23 protein-coding genes are annotated in these 26,363 nt (G+C 44.1%); 7 read left to right on the forward strand and 16 right to left on the reverse strand.

Annotated features, from left to right (window positions below; all coding sequences use genetic code 11):
* Position 1: 1 nt before the first annotated feature.
* The gene (locus HMPREF2918_RS06930) at positions 2-2,164 is read right to left on the reverse strand and encodes an alpha-galactosidase (protein WP_070594981.1); all 2,163 of its coding nucleotides are present in this window, start codon (positions 2,162-2,164) and stop codon (positions 2-4) included.
* Between the two features lie 161 nt (positions 2,165-2,325).
* On the opposite strand from HMPREF2918_RS06930, the gene HMPREF2918_RS06935 reads away from it, so the two are divergent.
* From HMPREF2918_RS06935 to birA, 3 genes are all read left to right on the forward strand, one after another.
* Positions 2,326-3,159, forward strand: coding sequence for an AraC family transcriptional regulator (locus HMPREF2918_RS06935; RefSeq protein WP_070594982.1), 834 nt, complete (start codon positions 2,326-2,328; stop codon positions 3,157-3,159).
* A gap of 67 nt (positions 3,160-3,226) precedes the next feature.
* Entirely contained in the window at positions 3,227-4,234 is a 1,008-nt protein-coding gene (locus HMPREF2918_RS06940) for a LacI family DNA-binding transcriptional regulator (protein ID WP_070594984.1), read from the forward strand.
* Positions 4,235-4,248: 14 nt separating this feature from the next.
* A complete protein-coding gene (birA, locus tag HMPREF2918_RS06945; RefSeq protein ID WP_070594986.1) occupies positions 4,249-5,184 on the forward strand; it encodes a bifunctional biotin--[acetyl-CoA-carboxylase] ligase/biotin operon repressor BirA in 936 nt (311 codons plus the stop codon).
* 110 nt (positions 5,185-5,294) lie between these two features.
* Here the strand turns inward: birA and HMPREF2918_RS06950 are convergent, their stop codons facing one another.
* The 3 genes from HMPREF2918_RS06950 to HMPREF2918_RS06960 all read right to left on the reverse strand — a co-directional run bounded on the left by HMPREF2918_RS06950 (position 5,295) and on the right by HMPREF2918_RS06960 (position 8,207).
* Complete coding sequence (locus HMPREF2918_RS06950; RefSeq protein ID WP_070594988.1) at positions 5,295-5,807, reverse strand: hypothetical protein; 513 nt, start codon at positions 5,805-5,807, stop codon at positions 5,295-5,297.
* A gap of 141 nt (positions 5,808-5,948) precedes the next feature.
* Positions 5,949-6,884, reverse strand: a complete 936-nt coding sequence (locus HMPREF2918_RS06955; RefSeq protein ID WP_070594989.1) for an N-acetylmuramoyl-L-alanine amidase family protein — start codon at positions 6,882-6,884, stop codon at positions 5,949-5,951.
* Between the two features lie 384 nt (positions 6,885-7,268).
* A complete protein-coding gene (locus HMPREF2918_RS06960) occupies positions 7,269-8,207 on the reverse strand; it encodes an N-acetylmuramoyl-L-alanine amidase family protein (RefSeq protein WP_070594991.1) in 939 nt (312 codons plus the stop codon).
* 527 nt (positions 8,208-8,734) lie between these two features.
* On the opposite strand from HMPREF2918_RS06960, the gene HMPREF2918_RS06965 reads away from it, so the two are divergent.
* Positions 8,735-9,838, forward strand: a complete 1,104-nt coding sequence (locus HMPREF2918_RS06965; RefSeq protein WP_070594993.1) for an ABC transporter permease — start codon at positions 8,735-8,737, stop codon at positions 9,836-9,838.
* A 1-nt stretch (position 9,839) separates the two neighbouring features.
* A complete protein-coding gene (locus HMPREF2918_RS06970) occupies positions 9,840-10,529 on the forward strand; it encodes an ABC transporter ATP-binding protein (RefSeq protein ID WP_070594994.1) in 690 nt (229 codons plus the stop codon).
* A 184-nt stretch (positions 10,530-10,713) separates the two neighbouring features.
* On the opposite strand, the gene HMPREF2918_RS06975 is transcribed toward HMPREF2918_RS06970, so the two are convergent.
* From HMPREF2918_RS06975 to HMPREF2918_RS07015, 9 genes are all read right to left on the reverse strand, one after another.
* Positions 10,714-12,039 (reverse strand): sensor histidine kinase, encoded by a 1,326-nt coding sequence (locus tag HMPREF2918_RS06975; RefSeq protein ID WP_070594996.1) that lies wholly within the window; start codon positions 12,037-12,039, stop codon positions 10,714-10,716.
* Positions 12,036-12,689, reverse strand: a complete 654-nt coding sequence (locus tag HMPREF2918_RS06980) for a response regulator transcription factor (RefSeq protein ID WP_049491949.1) — start codon at positions 12,687-12,689, stop codon at positions 12,036-12,038. The genes HMPREF2918_RS06975 and HMPREF2918_RS06980 overlap by 4 nt, the downstream gene beginning before the upstream one ends.
* Positions 12,690-12,761: 72 nt before the next feature.
* Complete coding sequence (locus tag HMPREF2918_RS06985) at positions 12,762-14,138, reverse strand: ABC transporter permease (protein WP_070594998.1); 1,377 nt, start codon at positions 14,136-14,138, stop codon at positions 12,762-12,764.
* A 12-nt stretch (positions 14,139-14,150) separates the two neighbouring features.
* Positions 14,151-14,792, reverse strand: coding sequence for an ABC transporter ATP-binding protein (locus tag HMPREF2918_RS06990; protein ID WP_070594999.1), 642 nt, complete (start codon positions 14,790-14,792; stop codon positions 14,151-14,153).
* A gap of 6 nt (positions 14,793-14,798) precedes the next feature.
* Complete coding sequence (locus HMPREF2918_RS06995; RefSeq protein ID WP_070595000.1) at positions 14,799-16,061, reverse strand: ABC transporter permease; 1,263 nt, start codon at positions 16,059-16,061, stop codon at positions 14,799-14,801.
* Positions 16,062-16,242: 181 nt separating this feature from the next.
* Positions 16,243-16,881, reverse strand: coding sequence for a YesL family protein (locus HMPREF2918_RS07000; RefSeq protein ID WP_070595001.1), 639 nt, complete (start codon positions 16,879-16,881; stop codon positions 16,243-16,245).
* A gap of 104 nt (positions 16,882-16,985) precedes the next feature.
* On the reverse strand, positions 16,986-18,548 hold the full coding sequence (locus tag HMPREF2918_RS07005; RefSeq protein WP_070595003.1) for a type 2 periplasmic-binding domain-containing protein: 1,563 nt from the start codon (positions 18,546-18,548) through the stop codon (positions 16,986-16,988).
* Positions 18,549-18,557: 9 nt separating this feature from the next.
* Entirely contained in the window at positions 18,558-19,454 is an 897-nt protein-coding gene (locus tag HMPREF2918_RS07010) for a carbohydrate ABC transporter permease (protein ID WP_070595004.1), read from the reverse strand.
* Between the two features lie 15 nt (positions 19,455-19,469).
* Positions 19,470-20,387, reverse strand: a complete 918-nt coding sequence (locus tag HMPREF2918_RS07015) for an ABC transporter permease (RefSeq protein WP_021153492.1) — start codon at positions 20,385-20,387, stop codon at positions 19,470-19,472.
* Positions 20,388-20,582: 195 nt separating this feature from the next.
* On the opposite strand from HMPREF2918_RS07015, the gene HMPREF2918_RS07020 reads away from it, so the two are divergent.
* Both HMPREF2918_RS07020 and HMPREF2918_RS07025 read left to right on the forward strand, forming a co-directional pair.
* Positions 20,583-22,250 carry a sensor histidine kinase gene (locus HMPREF2918_RS07020; protein WP_070595006.1) on the forward strand — a complete coding sequence of 556 codons (1,668 nt, stop codon included), beginning with the start codon at positions 20,583-20,585 and terminating at the stop codon, positions 22,248-22,250.
* Positions 22,231-23,775 carry a helix-turn-helix domain-containing protein gene (locus HMPREF2918_RS07025; RefSeq protein ID WP_049472608.1) on the forward strand — a complete coding sequence of 515 codons (1,545 nt, stop codon included), beginning with the start codon at positions 22,231-22,233 and terminating at the stop codon, positions 23,773-23,775. Before HMPREF2918_RS07020 ends, HMPREF2918_RS07025 begins: the two co-directional genes overlap by 20 nt.
* Before the next feature lie 43 nt (positions 23,776-23,818).
* On the opposite strand, the gene HMPREF2918_RS07030 is transcribed toward HMPREF2918_RS07025, so the two are convergent.
* From HMPREF2918_RS07030 to HMPREF2918_RS07040, 3 genes are read right to left on the reverse strand one after another with little or no spacing between them, the layout of a single operon-like run.
* Entirely contained in the window at positions 23,819-24,016 is a 198-nt protein-coding gene (locus tag HMPREF2918_RS07030) for a DUF3272 family protein (protein ID WP_003002577.1), read from the reverse strand.
* Positions 24,017-24,054: 38 nt separating this feature from the next.
* A complete protein-coding gene (dnaX, locus tag HMPREF2918_RS07035; protein ID WP_049472607.1) occupies positions 24,055-25,731 on the reverse strand; it encodes a DNA polymerase III subunit gamma/tau in 1,677 nt (558 codons plus the stop codon).
* The gene (locus tag HMPREF2918_RS07040) at positions 25,731-26,228 is read right to left on the reverse strand and encodes a GAF domain-containing protein (protein WP_023918486.1); all 498 of its coding nucleotides are present in this window, start codon (positions 26,226-26,228) and stop codon (positions 25,731-25,733) included. Before HMPREF2918_RS07040 ends, dnaX begins: the two co-directional genes overlap by 1 nt.
* Positions 26,229-26,363 lie beyond the last annotated feature (135 nt).

Genomic DNA, 26,363 nt, shown 5'->3' on the forward strand with positions numbered 1-26,363 from the left:
TTTATTTTTTGACAAAAACATATTGTTTAGTGAGGAAATCTCCCTGAGGAAGAACGACGGTTAAGCCGGCATACATGAGCTCAGCTCCTGAATAGACTTGGTTGGTCCCTTCTAAGCTATAGAGCGCATCTTTTTCCAAGCCTTTGAGCTTCAGAGTTGGCTCGATCTCCTCAACCGTTGATAAGACCCGTACATAGGTTACAACCGTACGGTCTTGATAAGTGAACTGGACGGCTGCTTGATTGCTACCATGGCCTGGATTGATCAAGCGGTAGTGTTTTCCGAATTGGACAAGGGGTCGAATCGTTTTGTAATGAGCAACTTGAGCTGCGATCTGATCCAACTCTTCTTGCGGAAGACTGGTTAGATCCAATTCATAGCCTAGATTTCCCATCATGGCTACATGGCCACGTGTTTCTAGTGGTGTGATCCGTCCCATCTGGTGATTTGGCACCGCTGATACGTGAGCGCCCATAGAAATAGTTGGATAGAGATAACTCGATCCATACTGGATCGGAAGTCTGGCCATGGCATCCGTATTGTCACTCGCCCAGACCTGTGGGAAGTAACGCATCATCCCCAGGTCATTGCGTCCACCACCACCGGAGCAAGACTCAAAGAGGATGTGCTCGTATTTCTCCGTCAAGTAGGAAACCACCTCATAGAGACCTAAGATATAAGCATGGGATTGCATCTTGGTTTCCAGGTAGGTTTTACCATTTCCAAGCTTGGTGATATTGCGGTTCATATCCCATTTGATATAGTCGATCTCATGGTTTCCAAGTAAGTCATCCAAGACCTGCTTGATATAAGCCACTACTTCTTTATTTGAGAAATCAAGCACTAGTTGATTCCGTGAATAGGTGTGTTCGTAACCTGGGACTTGAATAGCCCAGTCCGGATGAGCCCGATAGAGGTCGCTATCAACAGAAATCATTTCGGGCTCCACCCAAAGGCCGAATTGAAGTCCCTTGTCATGGATGCCTTGGATCAATTCTGCTAGACTTCCACCTAATTTTTCTTCATTGACGGTCCAATCACCAAGGGCCCGATTGTCATCATAACGATTGCCAAACCAGCCATCATCAAGAACAAAAAGTTCGATCCCCACTTTTTGAGCTTCGTCTGCTAGCTCCAATAATTTGTCTTTTTTGAAATCAAAGTAGGTCGCTTCCCAGTTGTTGATAAGAATTGGACGTTCTTTATGGGCAAACTGGCTAGGAATGATATGGTTTTGGACAAATGCTTGACTCTCTTGACTGAGACCGGTCAATCCCTTATGGGAGTATGTGATCATGGCCACTGGCGTATCAAAGCTCTGATTGGATTCCAATTCCCAAGCGAAGTTTTCAGGATTGATCCCCAATCCAACCCGAACTTCATTGAGTTGATTCTTTTGAACAAATCCTTCAAAATTCCCACTGTAGAGCAGTTGGAAAGCCAGAGCAGAGCCCGCATCTTCTGTCACTTCATGATCGGCAAGGATGAGGGCCGGGGTCTGGGCGTGTCCTGAAGCACCACGATTGGAGCTGATGGAGAAGATTCCTTGCTCCACTTGCTGACGGCGAACTGTTTTTTCTCTCGCATAGGCTCCTTGCAGAGTGATGATATCGTAATCACTGGCTGGCAGATCGGCCAACACACTAAGAGCCTTGTGGATCACGACATTTTCATCACTACAGTTTTCAATCTTTGAGAAGCTGGTGATGGTTGCCCGATCCTCGTAGGCGGTGTAGTAGAGGGTCAAACGCAGGGCTGCTTGATCATCTTCAAAGACCAGTGCCAAGGTTTCGGCTTTATCTACTGAGTGAGGGTTCGGAAGACCGGTCGCCTCAACACTGCCAGAGTAGATATTGGCTCCGACATAAAGGAAATCCGTCACCTCTGTGGCGCCGTGCTGGATCTGAATAGACGGCTTTCGAAAATCTCCTAGTCCATGCTGTCCCAAGACCTGTCGCTGGGTATCTAGGCTAAAAGTTCGATTGTCAGGTGTTGGATTTCCAGCGAAAGCATGGTCCTTCTCATGCACGGTATTGGAAAAATGATAAGACGGGATCGGACGTCCCAGATGCTTGAGCATCAGGTAGCCATCTCGATTTTCAAGGATCAGGCTCAGTCCCTTACTTTCTACATAGAACAAATTTTGTTCGATACGAATTGCCATATCTTCCTCCATTGGACCCGAAAAAATATCACTATGTATTTTTAATTTCAGTTCCAATAACTTTCTTTTTTAGCATGTCTTTATTTTACTTGATGTAAACGCTTACTAAAATAGAATTTTGTTGGACATATATGGTAAAATGTTAGGTAGGAGGTTTACCGATGTTAGTCTTTTCTGAATACCAAACCGATACCATTGACCTAGCCCTTGATTTTTATGGCTACGAAGATTGCCCGAAGAACTATGAATTTGGCCCTAGCGTTCGGGATAATTTTGTTCTGCATTATATCACCAAGGGAAAAGGTGTCTTCCGCTTCAATAATAAAGAAATCCACCTAGAAGCAGGGGATCTCTTCCTTCTCCCCAAAAATAAAGTGACATACTACAAGGCAGATGAAGAAGAACCTTGGTCCTACTACTGGATTGGCATCAGTGGTACCAAGGTGAGTGATTTCATGCGTTTTTCAACCCTGCATGAAAAAGGTTTTCTGAAGAAAACAGAGGTGGAAACAGAAAAGATCGGCCAGTTTATGGAGCGACTCGTCCACAAGGCAGAGGCATCTAAGATGACCTCGCACTACCAACTCCACCTTCTCTCGCAGATATATGAACTGCTCTTTCTCATCAGTGAAGTGGCTCCCGATATCCATCGGAGCCATCCATCTCCCACCTATCAGCTCTATCTGACCTGCAAGCATGTGATTGAGACGCATTACAATAAAGAGCATCTAAGTATTCAAGAGATCGCTGATGACCTCAATGTCCATCGCTCCTATCTGACAACTATCTTTAAGGAGTTTCACCAGATCTCTCCCAAGGAATTCTTGCACTCGGTCCGCATGCAGCGTGCCCAGCAGTTACTGACCAACACAGACGAAAGCATTAAGATTGTAGCTTACTCGGTGGGCTTTTCGGATCCCCTCTATTTTTCAAAGGCTTTTAAGGCCTATAGCCAACTGACTCCTAGCCAATATCGCAGCAAACATAAAATTTAGTAAAATTTTATTTCTTTTTACTAGTTTTTAGAGTATACTGGAAGTAGAAATCAATAAAGGATGAACTATGGCAACGATTAAAGACATTGCGGAAAAAGCAGGCGTTTCTCAGGCAACGGTCTCTCGCGTTCTCAACCAGGATGCGACCTTATCGGTTGGCGAAGACACGCGCAGTCGGATTCTTCGCATCGCTGAGGACCTGCATTACCAAAAGAAGAGCCGCAAAACAGCGCCTCAACCAGTCGAAGACTCTCTTAAAATCGTCATCTTTGAATGGTACACGCGCGAAGAAGAATTAGAGGACCTCTACTACTATGCCATTCGGATGGGCTTGGAGAAACAAGCCCAGGAATTAGGCTATGAGATCTTTCGTATCTTCAACAAGGACGATTGGTCTTTGATTCAGGAGGCAGACGGCATTATTGCTCTTGGGAAATTCAGTCCCAAGACCATTCAAGATCTAGAAAGCTACGACAAACCCCTGATCTTTGTCGATAGCAATACCCTCTATCTGGGGCATTCTTGCGTGACGACAGATTTAGAAGATTCTGTTATCACCGCTCTCGAGCATTTCCTTGAGCATCATCACAAGGAGATCGGACTCTTGGTTGGTCAAGAAGAGACAGCAGATGCGACACCGCTTCAGATGGATCCTCGTCAACGAGTCTTTCAACAGTTTCTCACGGAAAAAGGGCTTTATGAGGAGCGCTTTGTCGCTGTCGGTCAGTTCTCAACTGAGTCAGGCTATCAGATGATGGAGCAGCTGATTCAAGCACTGGGCGACGACTTGCCAACTGCCTTTTTCATGGCCAGTGATGCCATAGCTGTTGGGGCCCTTCGGTCCCTTCAGGAGCACCAAATCGCTGTGCCTGATCGCGTCAGTCTCATTTCCTTCAATGATACCTCCATCGCCAAGTATGTCTTTCCGGCCCTCTCTACAGTGACCGTCTACACAGAAGAAATGGGCAAGCAAGCCATTCAGATGTTGCGGCAAACCTTTCAAGGGAGTCAACCAAGTGTTCCCTGCATGGTCAAATTAGCCACCAAACTGACGATTCGAGACAGCAGTCGCTAGGAGGTCTTAGTCTTATGAAAACACACGAAATCCTCTTTCAAACCCTTTCTCAGGCAGATGATTATGTCAACGGGGAACAGTTGGCAAAAGAATTAGGCGTTTCCCGCACCTCCATCTGGAAGGCTATTCAGCGCCTGGAAAAAGATGGGGTCGTCATCGAATCCCTAAAAAAGAAGGGCTATAGACTGGTCTCAGGCGATATTCTGCTTCCTGAAGTCATCGCAAGCAATACCCAGTTGACCGTTACTTTGAATGAAGAATGTCATTCTACCCAATTGGACGCAAAATTAGGCATGGAAGCCCATAAAGAGGGTAGGGCTCTCTACCTGGCCAAGTCCCAATCTGCTGGAAAGGGCCGCTTTGGTCGCGACTACTACTCTCCCGATCAAGGCGGCATCTATATGTCTCTTCATCTCAAGCCCCAACTCCCACCTGCGGAGCTCCCTCCTTATACCCTCATGGTCGCAGGAGCCATCTATAAGGCTATTAAAAATCTGACCCTGATCGATGTCGATATCAAATGGGTCAATGATATTTACTATCGCCATAAAAAAATTGGGGGAATCCTAACCGAAGCTATCACATCCATCGAGACTGGCCTTGTCACAGATGTCATTATCGGAGTCGGTCTCAATTTGGCTATCTCTACTTTTCCAGATGAGCTAGAAAGCAAGGCTGGTTCCTTATTTGAAGGCCCTTGTCCCATCACCCGCAATGACCTCATCAGTGAGATCTGGAAAGAATTCTTCCAAACGGATATCGATGAACTGGTCTACCTCTATAAAGAGCGCTCCCTGGTCTTAGGCCGAACTGTCACTTTTGAGCAAAATCAGCAGACCTATCAGGGCATCGCCAAAGACATCTCTGATACCGGCCAACTCTTGGTCCAATTAGACAATCAAGAAGAAATCTGGCTCAATAGTGGCGAAATCTCCTTGACGAAATGGTGAAATGATGTATAGAAAAAGCCACCCGAGGGTGGTTTTTTTTGATCTATTTTGAAAGCTCCTTCTACCCAAAGACTACGGAACTTCATTCTTTTTAAGATATCCATAACTAGTTACGGCTTTAGCTCTTGCTCCATTTTTTTTACAAAGTGATTTAATGCTGTTTGCACTTTTTCTAGGAGCTCTGTTTGCTGAGAATCACTGACCTCAACTCGGTTTGTGGTCCCATCTTTCTCAATATGGAAATAACTAACATGTAGTAATCCCCACTCTTTATCTAATGAAAAGGCTACATCTATTTTTTCACCCTCAATGATCGTTGAAGAGGTAATCAAGATTTTATTGTCATCTGGACTAGGAACTCGTACCATCCATTTCAAATCCCCATCCATTTCCAGTTGGTCTATGCCACCCACACGTCTGATCTCTGCGTCTGAAGGAATCCCATAGCCAGCTTTTCTAATGGTATTGGCATTACGATGATCAAGTATTCTTGCCAGCAATTCAATTTTATTTTTAGATGAAAAATTTAGAGCTGGTTGTTCATTCGGAACAAAGAGAAGCCAAGCTACTAACACAGTAATTCCTAATAATAGAAAGATCAATCCTTTTTTTAGCACAGACATCCTCCTTTCCTCACTTCTTTTCTAGCTCCTCTTCGATGTATGTCTAGTATAGAACAAACCACCGCGAGGGTGGTCTGTTATTATCGTAATTAAAAACACCTCAAAAGCTAGAAATAATCCAACTTTTGAGGCGTTAATCAATTAAGGCTCATTATTGATAACAGAACCACCACTACTGAATGTATAAGAAACACCGTCTATAATTAAAGTTTTATTCATTGCAAATGCACCACCGTCGTTAGGATCAGCATAATATCTTGTTCCGTTTAAATCAAGCCAGCCTGTTTTTAAATCACGATTAACTGGGTCAAAATAATATTTTTTTCCATCTATTAATGTCCTCTGACCTACAAATGCCTTACCAAATTCGTCAAAGCAATACGTTTTCCCATCTATAGTTTGCCAACCTGACAATCCTTCTCCACTTTCTGGGTTGTAATAATACCATTCTAGACCAGGGTATCCTTGTTTAGATATCCAGCCCGTTTTCATATCGGAATTAACTGGATCGAAATAATATCTTTTATCACCTATCTTTTGGAAACCTTTTAACGCACTATTTTCAAAGTAATACCATTTCCCATCTATATTTCTCCAACCGGTAGCTTTTTCTCCGCTTACAGGGTCGTAATAATTCCATTCCGTACCAGAATATCCTGGATTAGATATCCAACCAGTTTTCATATCACAATTAACTGGGTCGAAATAATAAAGTTTTCCATTTATATTTTCATGACCAGAACGTGCTCCAAATGGAGTAAGGTAATACCATTTCCCATCTATCAATTGCCAGCCTCTTTTTTCCTCACCGGTTACAGGATCATAATAATACCACCCAGAGTAATCTCCACCATTATACACATTATATTGCCAGCCAGTTATCATATATCCTCTATCATCAAACTTATAGCTTTTACCGTCAATATTAGCTTCTGTGTTTTTATAATAAGAACCATTGTTCAGTGAATACCACCAACCAACATTATCTTGATGCCAATCAGCCTTAACTTGTGATACTGGGGTTAAAAGTAATATTAGCAATGCACCACCTAGCAAACACTTAGTTGCTTTTTTCATTTGCATTTCCTCCTTATATTTTGTATACGCTTTCATTGTAGCATGTTTATTTCTCTAAATCAAATAATGTGTGGATATAAAGAGGTCACTGTCAACGAATTCAAATATAAAGTCACTCTCTTTTTATTTGTCCTTTAAAAGGCTATCAGTGTCCACTTTTAGATAAAATCATATAAGATATTATCTAAAAGTAGACCAAAAAGTAATTAAAGAAATAACCTGCTCTATTATTAAAATTTTAGCAACTGACTTTATCAATGATTATAAATGAAGCTTATTAGCTACCTAATAACTCACTCTGGTTATATAATAAAATTCTTTATCATCATAGTTAAAAACACCTTCAAAGTTAGAAAAAAATCTAACTTTTAAGGTGCTGATCAATTAAGGTATATTGTTTATAAGAGTACCTCCATTATCGAATGTGTATGAAATACCGTCTATAATTAAAGTCTTACTTCTTGCAAGTGCACCACCATCATTTGGATCTGCATAATATTTATATTTACCTGACACAAACCATCCTATTTTCAATTCACAAGTATCTGAATCAAAATAATAATCTTTTCCATCTAAACCACTTATATGACCACTGTATGCCCCATACAGGCCAAAGTAATACTTTTTCCCATCTATCTCTTGCCAACCTGATAGCTGTTTCCCACTTTCTGGGTCGTAATAATATCTTTTTGTACCAGAGGCCTCTTGTATGCTTACCCAACCCGTTTGCATATCGCAGTTAACCGGATCAAAATAATATTTTTCTCCATCTAAATTCTGCGAACCTTTTAAGGCACCAAATATAAAGTAATACCATTTCCCATCTATATTTCTCCAACCTTTAACTTTTTCTCCGCTTACAGGGTCGAAATACATATTTTCTGTCCCATAATGGAATTGTTCAGATACCCATCCTGTTTGCATATCACCATTAACTGGGTCAAAATAATAATTTTTCCCATCTATCAATTGCTCACCAATAAGTGCTCCACTTCTAGTAAGGTAATACCACTTTCCATCTATATTTTGCCAGCCAATTTTTTGATCACCATTTACTGGATCAAAATAAGACCAGTTTATTTTTTTCAGACTAGTAGCATTACGCTCCGCTATCGGCTGCCAGCCGGTCATCATATAACCTCTGTCATCAAATCTATACCACTTCCCGTCAATATAAGCTCCTGTGTTTTTATAATAAGAACCATTGTTCAGTGAATACCACCAACCAACATTATCCCGTTTCCAATCAGCCTTTACTTGAGACATTGGAGTTAAAAGCGATATCACAATCGCACTAGCAAGCAATAGCTTATTTTTTTTCATTTTCTTTCCCTCCTTGCACGATCTTTGTATACGCTTTCATTGTACCATGTTTATTACTCTAAATCAAATAATGTGTGAATATAAGGAGGCTATTATCAATGTATTCAAGGGTAAACAAAAAAATTTGCACAATTTGCTTATAATAAAAGAGGCACTTACTACTCTACTTATTTTCTTCCAAAATATTGCCAATGTCCATTTAATGTCAAATACAATGTGACTTATCCATCAATTGTTTATTTATCGATTGCGAAATCCCCTAAAAGCAGTAATTTGAAAAATAACAAAATTTTAAAAATCTTAAATTGAGTCTTGAATATTCATCATAGCAAACTCTCAACTTTCCGGAAAACGTTTCTTTTTTTAGAAAAATATAATTTCATTATTTATCATTCAATAATTTTTGATTCCTTCATACTCCCCAAACACCATCCCCCTATTATCCCCCCACTTGTGGTATGATGGTAGAGTATGTTTAGGTGCCGTCAACCCTGCTCGAGCACCTCCGTGCTAAAAGGAGAACGAATATGAAAATCGCATGGAATGAAATTAAATACCAACCCAAGAAGTTTATCCTGATTGAACTCCTCATTACCATTCTCATGTTTATGGTGGTGTTCTTGTCCGGGCTGACAAATGGACTGGGCCGTTCGGTATCGGCTCAAATCGATAACTATGGGTCGCTGCACTACATCCTTTCTACGGATTCAGAAGGGATTATCCCCTTTTCAACCATTACGGAGAAAGATTTAGATGAGGTCCAAAAGATAGAGGGGATGGACTATTCGGGTTTGTCCATCCAGCGGGCAACCGTCTCAAAAACAGAGGATTCCAATACTCTGGATATCACCTACTTCGCGACCGATCACAACGAAGAAGAAATCCTCAATCCAATCATGGAAGATACAGACCTCAAGATCTCCGACCTAAAGAAAAACGAGGTCATTTTGGACAGTTCTTTCAAAGAGGATGAAGGGATCCAAGTCGGCGATCAAGTGATCGACAAAACTTCTAAGCAAAAACTCAAGGTCGTGGCCTTCGCGAAAAATGCCAAATACGGCTACAGCGAGATTGGTTTTATCAGCTCGGATACCTACACAGGCATGCGACAAAAAACAGATCCAAGCTATCAATGGCAAGCCCAAACCCTTGTGACCAAGAAAAGCATCCCTTCTAGCGATCTAGCCAGCAACTTGATGGTGGCGGATAAGAAGCAAGTAATCGATAAAATCCCTGGCTACAAGGCTCAAAACCTGACGCTACGGATGATCACGTGGGTGCTCTTACTCGCTTCTTCTGCTATCCTTGGGGTTTTCTTCTATATCCTCACCTTGCAGAAGTTGAAACAGTTCGGCGTCTTGAAGGCCATTGGCATGTCCATGAGCCAGATTACCTATGTCCAACTATCCCAGCTCACCATCATCTCCCTTATCGGAGTACTGCTGGGTCTTGGCCTGACAACTATAATGGCGCCATTTTTACCCAATAGCGTCCCTTCCTTTATGACCCTGAAAGACAACCTCACCATCTCGCTTAGCTTTATCCTGACCTCTATCTTGTGTGGTACCTTGTCCCTTGTCAAAATCAAAAAAGTAGATCCAATCGAAGTCATTGGTGGAAATGGAGAATAAGATGGCTATTATTGCATTAGAAAATATCAGAAAATCCTACGCCGATGGCAACCAGATGCACCATGTCCTCAACCAGCTTAATTTAAGCGTCGAACCCAACGAATTTGTCGCCATCTTGGGCCCATCAGGATCTGGCAAGTCCACGCTTTTGGCTATCGCTGGCTTACTTTTATCAGCAGACGAGGGGCGGATTCGCATCGCAGGCCAAGACTTGACCGGTCTCAACCAAGGCCAGTGGACGCAAAAACGGCTGGAATTGCTCGGCTTTATCTTTCAGGATCACCAGCTCCTCTCCTATATGAAAATCGGTGACCAGTTAGAACTGGTGGCCAAATTAAAAGGGGAAAAGGACAAGAAAAAACGCCAAGAGGAAGTCAAAGCCTTGTTGGCAGATCTTGGCATCGAAACTTGTTACCACCAATATCCGAATCAGATATCCGGTGGGCAAAAACAACGGGCAGCCATTGCTCGGGCCTTCATCGGAAATCCACAGGTCATTTTAGCCGATGAACCAACGGCTAGCCTAGACCCGGATCGGGGACAAGAAATCGCCCAATTGATCCAAAAAGAAGTCAAATCTAAAAACAAGAGCGCCATCATGGTGACCCATGACCGCTCCATCCTGACCTATGTGGATACCATTTATGAATTAAAACACGGCCAACTGCTAAAGGTAGAAAAGGTTGATTAAATACAAGCGAGTGGGACAGAAATCGGTAATTCGTTAGAATTCGATTTCGTCGTCCCACCTCCGCACAGTTGAGTAGGGCTGTAAAAGCTGATGAAATCAGCGTAGTAGAGCCCACTCAACCACTGCGTCTTGCTCAACAAACCAAAAATAATTGAGAGGCTAGGACTTTTGTCCCAGCCTCTTTTTATTCTTGTGGCTCTTTGGGCAGTTCCATACGGAAGCGTAAGCCCATAGCCGTTTTATCAAATTGGTAGGCCAGTTCTTCATGGTCTAGCAAGTGTTGGACCACAAAGAGTCCCAAGCCTCCTTCCTTCTTCTGGTGGCTAGCAGTCATTGGCATCTCAGCGGTCTCTACCATTTCCTGGCTGGTATTTTCAACCGCCAAGTGCGTTCCTTCCTCTTCGAGACGGAGCTGGATCTCTCCACCGGCATCCGAATGCTTGACGGCATTACTGATGACATTTGAGAGAACCAATTTCAGAATCGCTGGGTCCATATAGACGGCTTTGTCAGGGATCTGATTGTCAATCGTGAGCGCGCGGGATTGAGCCAAGACCTTGTACTGGTCGAGGATCTGCTCTACGACCTGATCCAGCTGGATCCACTCCTTGTCTCCGGCCAATTCTTGGACAGAGGACAGGGACAGGATTTCTAAGACGATCTGGTTCATCTCATCGACGATATCGAGGGAGACCGACAGGTAGCGGTCCCGATCCTTGTAGCGGCCAATCTTATCCCGCATATTTTCTAGGATAATCTTCAAGCTGGCTAGCGGCGTCTTGAGCTCATGCGAGGCCCCCCGTAGGAATTCGACCTTCATCTGCTCCAACTTCAGATTTTCCTGTTTCTGCTGCTCTAGATTGTCGATCACTTCTAGGAGATGGTGATAGAGGTCGTTGATCTGTTGCTTGAGGACGCCGATCTCATCCTGCGAATGAATGGGAAGACTGGCCGTCCGATCCAAACGCTTCATCCGCTTGGTCATCTGCTTGATCTCCAGGATCGGAGCAGAAATCAGGCGGGCATAGAGATAGGAGGCAAGGAGTGACAGAACAAAGGAAGCGAGGAGACTATAGGGAAGAAAGCCCAGACTGATGTCCCGCGCTTCCTTTTGGGAATCGACAGTTGCTAAGAATTGCAAGATCAAGTCCTTTCCCTCTTTGGTCTGGATCTTTCGCTCTTCAATGACCAGGGAATTGTTCTGGCTATCCGGGTTCAGGAGCAAGTCATCCTTTACCTCTAGGGCATTTTGTTTTTCCTTGCCCTTGATTGAGACCTTGATATCATTGGTTTTGGAATAAAGGTCGATGACCGACTCAATGGTCCCTTCTTCCTGGCCTTGGAAACTCTTGGCTAGGGCCTGTGATTTCTTCAAAATCGTCTGGCGCTGAGACTCGATATAGGTCGACGGGAAAATAAAGTAAACCGAAGCATGTAGAAGGATGACTAAGCCACTAAATAGGGCAAAGGTGATCAGAAAGATCTTTGCAAAGATACTCCGTTTGGTCATGGTCTCTCCAATTTATAGCCGACATTGCGTACCGTAACGATACAGTCCAGCTCTAGTTTTTTTCGTAGTTCCTTGATATAGACATCGATCACCCGGTCAAAAGGAATCTCCTCTGTCTCCTTCCAGACGGCATCGAGGATCTGAGAGCGGGTCCGTGCCTTGCCCTCATGATGGAGCAAGTATTCCAAGATTTCCAACTCCTTGGCATTCATAGAGATGGCTTGCCCAGCTAGACTGGCTGTGTAGCTCTCAAAATCCACCCGTGCCTCTCCATAGGTGAAGACCCGGGAAGGCTGGAGCTTTTTAAAAATAGCTTCGATACGGACCTTTAAAAGTGACAAGGAGAAAGGTTTTTCCAGGTAGCCATCTGCCAACTCTCCAAAGGCCGTCAACTTATAGTCCTCGTCATGGAAGGCCGTCAGCATGAGGACAGGGACTGAGCTGGTCTTCCGGATGGTCTTAAGGACCTCCAAGCCATTGAGGATAGGGAGCTGGATATCCAGCAAGACCAGATCTGGCGCCTCTCTGTGAAAGAGGTCCAGGGCCTCCTGCCCATCTCCTGCTTCAAAGACTTCATAACCACATTCCATGAGATAGTCGCTCATCCCTTCGCGAATCAGGACTTCATCTTCTACGATTAGTATCTTCATACACTTTCCTTTTATCTAAGAAACTTCTTCTACCTCCTATTATACCCTATTTCTATTTTAGGAAACAATCTCTTATTCGACATCCACCAAGAGATCTTTTGGTTTCTTATGCAAGAGCCATTGAGAAGAAAGGATGGATACGAGAATCAAGAGGAGGCCGCCAACCAAGACAATCACCAGCAATTGGCTCGGTTGGATGTCCATATGGAGGTCTGTCAGGGTCTTACTGAAGCTTTCTGCCTCAGCTCCACCACCAAGGTTGGCTGCAGAGGATTCTTGAGCCATTTGTTTGGCAATGCCACTGGTTACGTTCTTAAGCACCGTATCTCCCACAGCTTTGGCAAGAAGTCCTGCAACTCCATAGGAAAGGAGGAAGGCTGGGATGGAAATCATGACCAATTCTGCTACGAATTGTCCCGCAATCTGTACCTTAGAGAGTCCTAGAGCCAATAAGATTCCCACTTCTCTGCGACGGGCATTGAGCCACAAGACGAGGAGAAGGGTGAGAAGCAAGCTAGCAAAGATGAGGCTACCGATAAACAAGTAGTCTGCCACTTGGAACATGCTGCTAATGGATTTTTGCAAGGCTGGATAGTTAGAAGAGCTCTTAACCAAGTCAAAGTAATTCCATGGGATATCCAAGGCTTTGATTTTTTCGATCAAGGCATCCAGGTCCTGATCCCCCTTGGCAAAGAAGGTTGCATCCTCATAGGTAGCTGTTTGGACAGTATTGCCATAGAGTTTAGCAGCTGTATCCAGGTCAGAAATGAGGGTATCTTCATACAATTCTTGGGCGTAAGTTAGAGGAGCTTGGTTCTTCCCTGAGAACAGACCCTTAATGGTCACTTCGACGGTTTCATTGGCCCCTTTTTCATTGTCAGCATCGTAGAGATTAGACTTGAGACGCACCTTATCGCCTACCTTGAGGCCATTCTTTTTCGCCAAATCTTCGTGCATGAGGATTTGGTTTTTGTCCTTATCCGTCAGGTGCTCCCCTTGGACCAGCTTGTAGGCTCCAGAGACAAACTTATCTTCTTTAGAAGAGTCATTGACCCCTGTCACCATCAAGGTATTCTTGAAGTGCTTGGCCCGCTCTGGAGATTGATTTTGCAGGGTTTCTTCAGTCTCAATGATCTCGTGGTCTAGGATATCCGCGATGGCATTGATCCGCTTGATAGAGGAGGTGATCCCCTCTACCTGGCTGATTTTTTCGATATCTTCTCCTCTGAGATTCCCTGCTCCCCGAGGGGTTCCTGGATTGGTCCTGCGGTTGATCTGCATGGAGAAGCTATTAGTGATGGATCCCAGGCTTTCCGATGAAGCTTTTTGGGTCGCTCCCTTCATGGAGAGTCCGATCAAGCTCAAGGTCCCCATGAGGAGAATGATGGCAAAGAGCAAGAGGGACTTGGGCCATTTACGTGTGATATAAGCAAAAGCATTGCGCAACATAACATTCCCTCCTTACTTACTCTTCTCAACGAGGCTACGGCGACTCAATTCCAAGATAACATCGGAGGCCTCTGCCACTTCCTTACTGTGGGTGACAACGATGACACATTTTTGGCGTTCCTTGGCCAACTTCTTCAAAATGGCAATAATGTCACCCGCTGTCTGTTCGTCTAGGTTTCCTGTTGGCTCATCTGCCAAGATGACAGGTGCTTCTGAAACGAGCGCACGCGCAATGGCCACCCGCTGTTGCTGCCCTCCAGATAGTTGAAGGACGTTGCGTTTGATTTGCGTTTCGTCCAATCCCAATTCCAAGAGAATTTCTTTTCCAGCTTGTTTGTTGACCAGGCGGACATTTTCCAGTGGCGTCAAATAATCAATCAGATTGTAATTCTGAAAGACAAGGGAAACATGGTGCTTGCGGTGGTAGCTAGACCCTTTGGTTTGGATGTCCTCCCCATCAAAGAGAACCTGCCCCTTCTTGGGATTGTCCAGACCAGCCAAGAGGGAGAGGAGGGTCGATTTCCCTGCTCCAGACTGACCGATAATGCTGTAAAATGTCCCATTTGCGAACTGATAGTTCACGTCTGAGAAGATCTCTTCTTGGTAGCTTTGGTAACTATAGGATACATGTTTGAGTTCTAACATAGGTGTCATTTCTCCTTAACTCATTTTTGTTAATATTTCTTTTGGACTCTTGCGCCAGATCATGCTGGTAGTTACACCGAGCGACAAAAGGATCAAGCACAAGAGGCTAGCATAGGCGATTCCTAAGGAAAGGCCTTGAGGGACTTGGTTGAGCAAGTCTAGGGTCTGCTGTTGACCCGTCTGTCCGACAAACTGCTCTAAGAAACGATGGCTGACCATCCGCCCGATGAGAAAGGCTGGGATCACCGCTAGTAAAGATACCAGCACCACTTCCAAGAGGAACTGTCTAAAGATCCGTCCCTTGCTTTTCCCAATGGATAAGAGGACGCCGATTTCATGGATCCGCTCCCGTGTCCAGAGACTCAGTAAGAGCGATAGAGCACCGGCTCCTGTCACTAGGAGGACGATCATCATGATCCGCACCAGGCCTTCTAGGGTCTGAGAGGATTCTTTCATCTGGTCAAAAGCCTTGCGATCTTCGACCACGCGCAGAGACTGCCAATCCAGATCCAAGTTTTTGACTTGCTTCAAGAGGGCATCGATTTTCTCAGGATCTTTGACCCCAAAGGTGACCTGGGTCACTTCTTGCTGACTGAGACCAAGAAGCTTAGTCGCATCCTCATAAGGGAGGTAGACTTGATTCTCACTCAGATCAGAGGTCATCCCAGTGAATTTTTCCTGTTTCTTACCTGAAAAGATCCCTACGATTTTAAAAGTTTGCTCTTTGGCAGGAGTCTCTCCCATCTGAAAGCTGGATAAGGTCAAGGAATCTCCGACCTTTAGCTTGTTCTTCTTAGCCAACTCCTCGTGAATCAAGATCTGGCCACGAGCCTTGTCGGATAAGTGTTTGCCTTGCACCAGTTGGAAACTGCTACTGCGGAAATCCAGGTGCTGGTCTGTCTTCTGGGTAAAGACAGCACCTAACGCTTGCTTGGCTTCCTGACCCAGATCATCCCGTTCCACCGACTGCTGCCCCGTCACCGCCTCTTTACCAAGAATGCGAACGGGACTTTCATATTGAGGAACCATAGCTCCTACCCCAGAAAGCTCTCGCACCTTTTCAGCTTCCTTTAGAGCAAAGGGCGTATCCCCCTGCTTACTGGTCAGGGCAAAACTGGTCCCAGCCGACTGCTTGATATGGTCCTCCAACCTTTCTCCCACTTGCATCAGTGAAAAACAGAAATACAAGCAAGAGAGGATCAAGAGGAGAATCAGAAAAAGGACCAGATTCCTCGTTCTTTTTCGAGAAATATAGGCGATTGCCTGTTGTAAGAGCATGAACTCACCCTCCATTTCAAAGCCCACAGCAATGCAATATGGGCGCTTTCATCATTTGTTATAGTTATTATAGAAAAGAAATGTGAAATGTTTATGAAATAAAAAAAGTTTCCTAGATTTTCTAGGAAACTTTATTCGATTTAAATAATATTAGAAAAATATACTTCCCACTTGCTTGACCTTATTTTTCAAAGACTCCTCCTTCTTGGATCTTTGAAAAGATCTGATCGGTCAGTCGAACATTCAAGAAGCTCCAAAGAGCAAAACCTCCAAAGGTAAAGAGATAAATAGCTGTCAGTAACCGTTCAGGACTACTGAGACTGATATAAACCACTGCCAGATTGAAGAAGATAAGAAAGATGATTTGAATAGGATTTAAGAGAGCAATGAGGAAACTATTCAGACAGACCTTTTTTGTAGGATCTTCAAAGAGGCCGATATAAGGGAAGATCAAGGTCATCCCTCCACATAGAAGGACGATAAAGGGAAGCAAGATCCAAATCCCATACTCACTTAAGAAGGCCGTATTTGAAAAAAGACAGTAATCCAGATAAAGAAGGGCTGATAGTCCTAGACAAGTCAGCCAAATCACCGTCGCTTGCTTGAAATTAGCTCGAAAGAGACGGAAAAAATGAAAGACGAGATCCGTATCTTCCCCTTTCAACAAGCGGTGCCACATGGTTGCTAAAGCCGTAAGCGATGCACCGATCGTGAGAATCGGAAGGCAACAAACGATAAACAAGGTGTTCAAGATAATGATGTCTGTCAACCGGGTCAAGGTCTTGACCAAGCGTCCATCCAATGAAAATAATTTTTGCATCTTCTTCTCCTTGTTCTTCATCTCAATTTCTGCTACTTCCTCTAAGGAAGCACTCAGGGGCTCTACGCCCCTGAGTTACCTACTTGAATCCATTTAGACCCCTGTTACTTCACTTCTTTTTGGTAACGATCATAGGCATCTTGTTGAATCTTCATAAAGTCATCAATGCCCATCTTCTTCAAGGTTGCTTTGTAATCGTCCCAATCCTTTTCGACGCCCCCTTCTACTACCCATTTAGAAGCTTGTTGGGTAACATAGGAGTTGATATCTACATAAATAGAGGATAATTTGTTCAATTCTTCTTGAGAGTAGATGACATTTGGATATGCTGGCAAAGCGTATTGTTTCAATTCTTTGTCCATCTTCAATTTGAGACCATCACCCTGTGTTTGGTCGATGTCGACATGACTATTGATATCATCTGATACATATTTTGGTCCAAAGTCACGAAGGGAATTGATCCAAGCCCATTCATCGGCAGATTTACCATCTTTTGGAGCCAAGACCTTGTACTTGTCGCCATCTTTTTCAGTCGCAATGCCAAAGGATCCATAGAAGTTTTGGATGCTGGCATCATCCGTGTAGAATTTATCCAACCATTTGAGCAATTTTGCAGGGTCCTTGCACTTATTTGTGATCAGGATTTCATTGCGTCCATAGTTCAAATGATCTGGGTCAGAAATGACATATTGTTTGCCATCAGGGCCTTTCAATGCTGGGAGAGGAGCATATTCGCTAGCATGTTGGCCAAAGGTTGCATCTGCTGTCCAACCACTTGACACACCGACACGCGCCACACCCTTGTCCATCCGTTTGGCAACAGACATGGAGGTATCTTCTGTAAAGAGTTCAGGGTCGATCAAGCCTTTCTTGTAGGCTTCATGCATCGCCGCTATCCCTTGTTTATAACTTTCTTCCATCCGGAGGTAGACCGGTTTGCCATCTTTGACGGACATTTCATAGGTGTTATCTCCGCCCAGACGGTTGTTGAATGGCAAAATATAAGAGAAGGTCGGATCAAAGTTACCAGAGCCAAATGGAATTTCATCATTGACATCGCCGTTGCCATTGGCATCCTTGTCCTTGAAGGCTTGTAAAACAGTCACCAATTCGTCATAGGTTTCGGGCATCTTCAAGCCAAGATTATCCAACCATTTCTTATTAATAAAGAGTTGGTTGCCGACGATTGGCCGCATTGGCAATTTCTTAGGCAGGCTGTAAATATGACCATCTGGATTGGTCACCATGGCTTTTAATTTCGGTTCTTTTTCAAAGGCCTTGTTCAAGTTTGGCATATTATCCTTGATCAAGTCTTCCAATGGAATGAACATGTTTTGGTTCTGAGCGATTTCAGAATCCGTGAAGGCATTGGATCCCAAGAAAGCGTCTGGTAAATCTCCACTGGCAACAAGAACAGATTTCTTATCAGACCAGTCTGCAGCCACCATGGTATCCCATTTGATCTTGATACCTGATTCCTTGGCTGAATCATCTAGAAAACCTTTGTGATAGTCTTCCCCCCAATCCGACCAACGAACGGTCGTGATCTTGAAGGTATTTCCATCATTCTTGTCATTGCTTGATTTATTTGTGGAAGCTCCACAAGCCGTCAAGCCAGCTAAAGCAGCTGCTCCAAGGAGCAGATAGGCAAATTTCCTGTTTTTCATGATCTTCTCCTATTCTTTCAAGGCCCCTATCATGACACCTTGATTAAAGTATTTTTGGACGAATGGATACAGCATCATAATCGGTGCTGTTGAGATAACGATGGCTGCATATTTCATCATATCAGCCTTGATACGGAGGTCAGAAGCTACCTCCCCTGTTGCTTGCGACTGCAACATTTGATTACTAATTAAGAGACGTCGCAGGATCAGTTGTAGGGGTTGGAGATTTTCATTGGTCAAATAAATCAGGGCATTGAACCAAGAATTCCAGATCCCTACTGCTGTCCAAAGTCCAATAACGGCAATAATAGCCTTGGACAAGGGGAGCACGATCTTTCTGAAGTAATAAATGGTTCCGCAACCATCGATCTGGGCGGCTTCCCACATCCCTTCTGGAATACTATTGTTAAAGAAAGTTCGAGCTACAACGATATTGTAAGGAGATACTGCAAACGGTACAACCATTACCCAGAAGGTGTCGACCAATCCCATTTGTTTCACTGTCAAATAAATGGGAATCAAGCCCCCAGAGACAAACATGGGAACGATAAAGAAGACACTGACCCATTTCTTAGCAAAGAGGTCCTTTCGCGACAAGGCGTAACCAGCCGGGATATTAATGACCAGGGCAACGATGGTTCCCACAACCGTGTAAAGGATGGTGTTGAGATAGCTCTTTAGAAATAAAGGCTGCTCAATCAAGCGTTGATAGCCGTCTAGTCGCCATTCCCTCGGGATAAACCAAACCTTACCAGTTGCCACATCAGACGGATTACTGAAGGAGGCAATAATGACAAACCACAAAGGGTAGACAATCAAGAGAATCAAGCAAATCGCTAGACCATAGATAAAAACATCAAAGAGGATTTCTGACTTGGTCTTTCTCGCATGTTGAAACAATTTCACAATTTCTCCTCCTTTCTAGAACAATCCTGTCTTGGTATAGCGTTTCGCAAACCAGTTGACCGACAATAAGATGATCAAGTTAACCAAGGTATTAAAGAGACCGATCGCTGTCGAATAACTATATTGGAAATTAATCATCCCCACTTTATAGACATAGGTCGAAATGATTTCACTTCCTGCCAGATTGAGTGGATTTTGCAAGAGCAAGACCTTTTCAAAACCAACACTGAGTAGGCTTCCTGCTCTGAGAATCAAGAGAATCATCGCCGTTGGTAACAGTAAGGGTAAGTCAATATGACGGATTTTTTGCAATCGACTCGCCCCGTCCATAGTCGCCGCCTCATAAAAGGTCGGATCAATGGCCGATAGAGCGGCTAGATAAATGATACTATCCCAACCGATATGTTGCCAGACATCGCTCCAGACATAGACACCTGCAAAGCTACCCGGTTTGGATAAGAGAGCAGGCATCTTTAAGCCGACCAATTTGAGGACATTGGCTAACAGTCCACTACTTGGAGAGAGAAAAAGAATAATCATCCCACACATGACCATGGTCGAGATAAAATGAGGCAAATAAGTTGTTACTTGAAAGATTTTTTTGAACTTGCCCACACGAATCTGGTTGCAAATAATGGCTAGAACAATCGGCAAGGGAAAACCAACCAGAATACTGTAAATAGAAATTTTCAAGGTATTCTTCATGGTTGTCGCAAATTGGAAGGATGAGAAGAACTGGTTAAAATACTTGAGACCAGCCCAAGGACTTCCAAATATCCCAGTAGCGGGAGAGTAATCTTTAAAAGCGATGACTAGACCCGCCATAGGGATATAGGCAAATAAAATCAATAAAATAATCGATGGCAGGAGCAGCACATATAAAGGAATATTTTTCTTAAATTTGCTCTGCTTCGCATTTACTTCGCTTTTCATAAGGCCCTCCTTTTCTTTCTCCTCTATTTTATAGGAATCCTTTCCATCTTTATAGAACTTTTTCGTGCATCTTCATCCACTTTTCCGTTTTCTCCACACAAAAACATGCACTTTCCCGATTTTTTTTACTTTATTATCGGTTTTGTTCATGAATCCGTTTTCAAATAGTGCTATAATATATGTGAGGTGCTCATTATGAAAGCTATTCACAGAAGTACACGAGATCACTCGATTCAATTTTTTTCGCGCCTACTCTTTCTCCTCTTAGTCGTCAATACCTTGATCAACCTTTTGATTGGTGGGATTAGTCGAAATTTTATTAAACACCAAAATATGCTCCATTTAGAGGACTCGATTCATATCTATGCGGATTCCTTAAACACAGAGCTTCACTCCGTTGAGCGTTTTATGTACAGTACCATTAGTCATAATGACTATTTGACAGAGCTCAATACCCCACTTGATTTCACGGATTTTCATGAAAATCTAAAAAAATTGCGGATCGATTTTACGGAGTTCCAGTACCAGATGGATAGCCCCATTACCTTTTTCATCGAGACACGAGATATCTCCCATTTTTTCAATGCCTCCAGTCTTCAACTGCCCTACCTGGACTATGTACAATTGAAAGATCATCTTAAGACCTATGACAAAGAAACAGACAAGACTAGTCAAAAATGGCAACGAATCAGCCTGAACCAGCATGATTATCTCTTAAAATCCCTCCATTACAAAGGCAAGGCTATCTATGCCATCATTTCTACCCAGGATATTTTAAAACCCTTGCAAAAGCTCAATATTGGAAAAAAAGGGCGCTTATCCATCGATCGCCCCAACCAGATCCATGCTACAGATTCCGTCATTCAAGCCGGTAGCAATCAAACCCACCTGCCTTTTGATCTGTATGTGACGGTCGATTACGGAGACGTTTTCCGTACAAATATCGTACTGGAAACCCTTCTCTCCTTGGTCCCTTTGATCATCGCCGTTCTCTCCACCATTCTGATCCTTTATATTCGTCAACGGATGATCCAACCGATGAAACGACTCACCCAACGTCTTTCGCAGCTAGATGCTGCTTCTACCAAGCTAGATGTGATCGAAGACCAAGGGATCTTAGAGATCGATCAGGCCAATCACAAGCTCAATCAGGTCCTAATCCATATGAAAGACCTTCAAATTCGAGCCTACCACGCGCAACTCAATCTCAAAAAAGTCGAACTCAACTATCTCAAAAATCAAGTCCGACCCCATTTTTACCTCAACATGCTTTCCATGATTCACAGCATGCTCCAAACCAAGGACTATAAGGAAATCGAGGAGTTGACCAAGGTGACTTCCAACTACTTGCGCCACCTCTTTCAAGCCAATCAAGATTTCAATCGCTTAGCAGATGAAATCCAACATATCCGAAATTACCTAGAGATCCAGAAAATCCGCTATGGGGACAGCATCCACTTTGATCTGGACTGGGATCCTGGTCTGAAAGATGCGGCTATTCCACCCCTGCTTCTACAAACCTTTGTGGAAAATGCCATCAAACACGGATTTTCTTTCCAAGATTCCTTCCACATCCAGCTTTCCATTCATGAAGAAGCAAACCAACACCTTGCCATTTCCCTTCAGGATAATGGACCTGGTTTTAGCTCCGCTATCTTACAAGATCTAGCAGAGAAAAAATCCTTAGTCACAGAAGATGGCCACCACATTGGTTTGACCAATGCACGGGAGCGACTAGATCTCCTCTATCCAGATCACTACACCCTTCAATTTTCAAATGGATCCCAAGGAGGTGCCCACATCCAACTGAGCCTTCCTTATGAACCCTACAAAGGAGACACACATGAATATCCTACTCGTTGACGATGATCGTTTTATCATTAAAGCCCTGCAGGAAACCATCCATTGGGAAGCCTTGGGCATTGAGCAGGTATATACCGCCTCCAGTCTGAGCCAAGCCCAAGCCATCATTCAAAGCCACCCGATTGCCCTCATGATCAGTGATATCGAGATGCCACAAGGCAGTGGGCTAGATCTCCTAGCCTGGGTCCGGTCAGAAAAATATGACATTCAAACGATCTTCCTCACCAATTATGCTGATTTCAATTATGCCCAAAAAGCCATTGAACTCCAAAGTTTTGAATACTACCTCAAACCGATTGACCCCGACCGCTTAGAATTTATCATTCAAAAAGCCCTCAATAAGATCAAGCGCCACAAGAGTGCAGCACAATTAGCCCAGCAAGGACAAAAAGAAGCTGAATTTTGGCATGACTACTTGCGAAAACCGCGTCCATCTCAAGCAGAACAGCTCCTTCAAGAAGTAACAAAACGGGGCTATAGCCCTAAACCACATGAAGACTACCTCTTGGTCCTCATCACTCTCCACTTAGTTGAAGAAGACTTTCACCCCAGCGTCCCTTCTTGGCGCTTGCAGCTCCGCCATTGTATCAAGGATCTCTCCCTGGATTTCCCTGTCCACTACTGCGCCCTCAGTAAAATCGAAAGCCAGACCGATCGCTACCTCTGCCTCTTCAAAAAGAATCAGACTACAGAGTGTGCAGACTTCCTAAAGGCTATCCAGCAGAAGATCCAGCAAGACTTAGACCGATCCTCTATCCTTCTCTATTCAGATGCTATTTCCCTTGAGACGCTCTTGATGAAGGCTCTGCAACTCTGCCAATACAGTGAAGAACAAGTCTTCCATTGGAACAGTATCCACTCCTATGCTTCTTTGGGTCCACAACCTCAAAAGCCCGCTCATCGGACATCGCTTACTTTTACAAATCAACTAGAGACGGAACAGCTTCTCCAAATCATCCATAGCTTAGAGACTCAAGATCGCATCCCGCTCTCAGATCTGAGTGAACTCCAGCTAGACTGGACCCAGCAAATTGGGATTTATCTGGATAAAAACGGAATTCTCGCTCACAAGTTATTTCAAAACAAACACCATCAATTTCTCTTCGAACGGCGTTTTCATGCCATCGAAGCTTTTGAAGCCTATATTGGGGATTACTGGAGCTCTGCTCGCCATTATGTGATCGATCTAGAACACCAATCCAATCTCATCCAGCGGATCACCGACTACATCGACCACCATTACAAGGAGGATATCAGTCGCACCAAGCTGGCCGAAATGGTTTTTCTTAGTCCAGATCATCTAGCACGGATGTTTAAGCGCGACACCGGCGAAACCCTGGTGAAATACATCACCGATAAACGGATGGCCGCTGCAAAAGAGATGCTATCGCAAAGCGATACCCCCATTTACCAAGTCGCTCTCCAGGTGGGCTATGACAACTACTCCTACTTTACAAAGGCTTTTAAACAGAAGGTCGGCCTCTCCCCAGGAGATTACCGCAAACAATGCCAAGAAGCCTTTTAAAACAAGAAAAAAACCTTTGAAAAAGGATTCCTTTTCAAAGGTTTTATTTTCTTTTCTTTCTGATTTCTTTTTCAATGGCACTAGCAATCTTCTCCACCATATAGGCCGTCTGGAGATTGCGCAAGATCAAGAGGGCCCAAAAACATGCAAAGAGCATTTGACCCGCCATGGTCGCTTCATTGAAAAAATAAGTCTCCATAGCAGTAAAGACTGCTATCACTGCAAATTGTTTTCTATTCATAAAATTATTTTACCATGATTCAGTAAAAAATTCATGTATTAATCGTCTTGCAGGGTGATTTTATCGGATAAAAAGTGAAATTCCTCAGGGATGACACTTTCCTCTTCTTCCACCACTTCCGCTTTTTGACCACGCGCCTTAGCCGAAAACTCTGCCCGGATTTGGGTCCATTCTTCCATCGAAACCGCTAAAATCTCTGGTGAGAAGCCCGCAGCATTGCTGAGGATATTTCCAAACATGGTATTGAGGTTGTCCCGCTTCATGGTCTGTTCAGCATTAAAGGCAGACTCAAAGGCTAAAATAGCGTGATTTTCATTGGCAGCGACCGGCTGGGATCCGATTAAGAGGGCCTTATCCGCACCTGCCAAGCTCTCGATGATTTCCCCCCAAGCGTTCTGAAGACGGATCAAGTTGGTCCGTGCCAACTCTGGGTTTTCAACCGCCTCTTGTAAAATGGCATTGACCTTGTTTCGATCTGCACGGTAGCCCTTGCTCGACTTGGTTGGACGAGTTACCGCTGGTTTTGAAGCAGGAAGACTGCTACCTGATTGCGCTAACTGTTGCTTGAGTTGAGCGACTTCCTTCTTCAAGTCTTCCAGCTGAGCTAGCACATTGGAAGGAACCTCCACTGCAGCTGACTTAGAAACTTGGCCTGTACTTTCAGCCAATTTAATGGTCATCATTTCAGTATATATACGCGGTTGCAGACTATTTTTGATATCCGCTAGACTAGTCGTCGCCTGATCAATCAGAGCAAAGAGACGGGCTTGATCGGCTTCAAGATTCGCCGCAAATAAGTCACTAGCGTGAGTGTTTTCTCCGCCTGTCTGAACAATCAAGAGATCTCTCAGGTATTGAAGTAAGTCCGTGACGAAACGGGCCATATTCTTCCCATTATCAAAGATAATCGCCAGCTGATCCAGCGCCGCTGTCGCATCATGAGCCAGGATGGCAGCCACGTACTGATCGAGCGCAGCTAGACTGATGGAGCCCGTAATCTCTTCAGCTATTGCTGTCGTCAACTCACTACCTGCAGTCAGACTTAGGGCTTGGTCTAAAATGGACAAAGCATCCCGCATCCCACCTTCAGCGCGCCGGGCGATGATCTGGACAGCATCTGCTTCATAGGCAATCCCTTCAGTAGCTAGGATATTTTCCAAATGCTGGAAAATATCTGGCAGTTTGATGGATTTGAATTCAAAACGTTGCACCCGTGACAGAATGGTCGCAGGAATTTTGTGCAATTCTGTCGTTGCGAGGATAAAAACCACATTTTCCGTCGGCTCTTCCAGCGTCTTCAACAAGGCATTAAAGGCCCCTGTCGAGAGCATGTGGACCTCATCGATAATGTAGACTTTGTGCTTGGCTAGACTTGGAGCATAGGTCGACTTGTCGCGAATATCGCGAATTTCATCGACCCCATTGTTAGAGGCTGCATCGATCTCGATAACATCTTCAAGACTCCCATTGGTAATGGATTCACAGATATAGCAGTTGTTACACGGCTCCCCATTGACTTGATTGGGACAGTTCATGGCCTTAGCAAAGATCTTGGCCACACTGGTTTTCCCAGTTCCACGAGGACCCGAAAAGAGATAAGCATGGCTGATCTTGTCCTGCTCGACGGCCTGTCTCAATGTCCGTGCCACCACTTGCTGGCCGACCAATTGGCCAAAGGTCTGGCTACGGTATTTCCGATATAAAGCTTGATACATTAGTTCTTAACCCCAAACATCTTAAAGTCCCAGTTTGTCTTTTCGATCAAGAGAGCGACAAACTTTTCCAAATACTCTTGATCCAGCTGATCATAGTCAGAGACACACTCCGAATCCAGGTCTAAAACCCCAAGGAGATGACCGTCCTTGACCATAGGCACCACAATCTCACTCATAGCCCGGCTATCACAGGAAATATAGTTGGCATGCTGGCGCACATCTTCAACAATCATGGTTTCCTGCTTTTGAGCTGCTTCTCCACAGACACCCTTTCCAAGTGCGATATGGACACAAGAAACACCTCCCTGAAAAGGTCCCAAGATCAATTCCGTTTGGTCATACAAATAAAAGCCTGCAAAGACCGAACGAGGCAGGGCTTGATTTAAGAGCGCACTGGCATTGGACAGATTAGCCAAGGCATTGCTTTCTCCTGTTAAGAGAGCGTCTAACTGAGCCAGCAAGAGCTGGTATTGTGATTCTTTTTCCGAATGTTTCATACCTTCCATTATACCAAATCTTTGCCCAAAAATTAAGCTTCAAACAGCGAAAGAAAAGAGAGTGGGACAGAAATCAGTCATTCGTTAGAATTCGATTTCGTTATCCCACCTCCGCACAGTTGAGTAGGACTGTAA

It is taken from the genome of Streptococcus sp. HMSC065C01, assembly GCF_001813525.1.
GTDB classification, from domain to species: domain Bacteria; phylum Bacillota; class Bacilli; order Lactobacillales; family Streptococcaceae; genus Streptococcus; species Streptococcus parasanguinis_V.

What these genes read in the sequence shown, in the direction of transcription:
- HMPREF2918_RS06930 (WP_070594981.1), bottom strand. Translation starts at nt 2,164, where the DNA reads ATGGCAATTCGTATCGAACAAAATTTGTTCTATGTAGAAAGTAAGGGA.
- HMPREF2918_RS07040 (WP_023918486.1), bottom strand. Translation starts at nt 26,228, where the DNA reads ATGAAACATTCGGAAAAAGAATCACAATACCAGCTCTTGCTGGCTCAG.
- HMPREF2918_RS07005 (WP_070595003.1), bottom strand. Translation starts at nt 18,548, where the DNA reads ATGAAAAACAGGAAATTTGCCTATCTGCTCCTTGGAGCAGCTGCTTTA.
- HMPREF2918_RS07020 (WP_070595006.1), top strand. Translation starts at nt 20,583, where the DNA reads ATGAAAGCTATTCACAGAAGTACACGAGATCACTCGATTCAATTTTTT.
- HMPREF2918_RS07000 (WP_070595001.1), bottom strand. Translation starts at nt 16,881, where the DNA reads ATGCAAAAATTATTTTCATTGGATGGACGCTTGGTCAAGACCTTGACC.
- HMPREF2918_RS06990 (WP_070594999.1), bottom strand. Translation starts at nt 14,792, where the DNA reads ATGACACCTATGTTAGAACTCAAACATGTATCCTATAGTTACCAAAGC.
- dnaX (WP_049472607.1), bottom strand. Translation starts at nt 25,731, where the DNA reads ATGTATCAAGCTTTATATCGGAAATACCGTAGCCAGACCTTTGGCCAA.
- HMPREF2918_RS06960 (WP_070594991.1), bottom strand. Translation starts at nt 8,207, where the DNA reads ATGAAAAAAAATAAGCTATTGCTTGCTAGTGCGATTGTGATATCGCTT.
- HMPREF2918_RS06995 (WP_070595000.1), bottom strand. Translation starts at nt 16,061, where the DNA reads ATGCTCTTACAACAGGCAATCGCCTATATTTCTCGAAAAAGAACGAGG.
- HMPREF2918_RS06980 (WP_049491949.1), bottom strand. Translation starts at nt 12,689, where the DNA reads ATGAAGATACTAATCGTAGAAGATGAAGTCCTGATTCGCGAAGGGATG.
- HMPREF2918_RS06950 (WP_070594988.1), bottom strand. Translation starts at nt 5,807, where the DNA reads ATGTCTGTGCTAAAAAAAGGATTGATCTTTCTATTATTAGGAATTACT.
- HMPREF2918_RS07025 (WP_049472608.1), top strand. Translation starts at nt 22,231, where the DNA reads ATGAATATCCTACTCGTTGACGATGATCGTTTTATCATTAAAGCCCTG.
- HMPREF2918_RS06970 (WP_070594994.1), top strand. Translation starts at nt 9,840, where the DNA reads ATGGCTATTATTGCATTAGAAAATATCAGAAAATCCTACGCCGATGGC.
- birA (WP_070594986.1), top strand. Translation starts at nt 4,249, where the DNA reads ATGAAAACACACGAAATCCTCTTTCAAACCCTTTCTCAGGCAGATGAT.
- HMPREF2918_RS06935 (WP_070594982.1), top strand. Translation starts at nt 2,326, where the DNA reads ATGTTAGTCTTTTCTGAATACCAAACCGATACCATTGACCTAGCCCTT.
- HMPREF2918_RS07015 (WP_021153492.1), bottom strand. Translation starts at nt 20,387, where the DNA reads ATGAAAAGCGAAGTAAATGCGAAGCAGAGCAAATTTAAGAAAAATATT.
- HMPREF2918_RS06955 (WP_070594989.1), bottom strand. Translation starts at nt 6,884, where the DNA reads ATGAAAAAAGCAACTAAGTGTTTGCTAGGTGGTGCATTGCTAATATTA.
- HMPREF2918_RS06975 (WP_070594996.1), bottom strand. Translation starts at nt 12,039, where the DNA reads ATGACCAAACGGAGTATCTTTGCAAAGATCTTTCTGATCACCTTTGCC.
- HMPREF2918_RS07030 (WP_003002577.1), bottom strand. Translation starts at nt 24,016, where the DNA reads ATGAATAGAAAACAATTTGCAGTGATAGCAGTCTTTACTGCTATGGAG.
- HMPREF2918_RS06940 (WP_070594984.1), top strand. Translation starts at nt 3,227, where the DNA reads ATGGCAACGATTAAAGACATTGCGGAAAAAGCAGGCGTTTCTCAGGCA.
- HMPREF2918_RS06965 (WP_070594993.1), top strand. Translation starts at nt 8,735, where the DNA reads ATGAAAATCGCATGGAATGAAATTAAATACCAACCCAAGAAGTTTATC.
- HMPREF2918_RS06985 (WP_070594998.1), bottom strand. Translation starts at nt 14,138, where the DNA reads ATGTTGCGCAATGCTTTTGCTTATATCACACGTAAATGGCCCAAGTCC.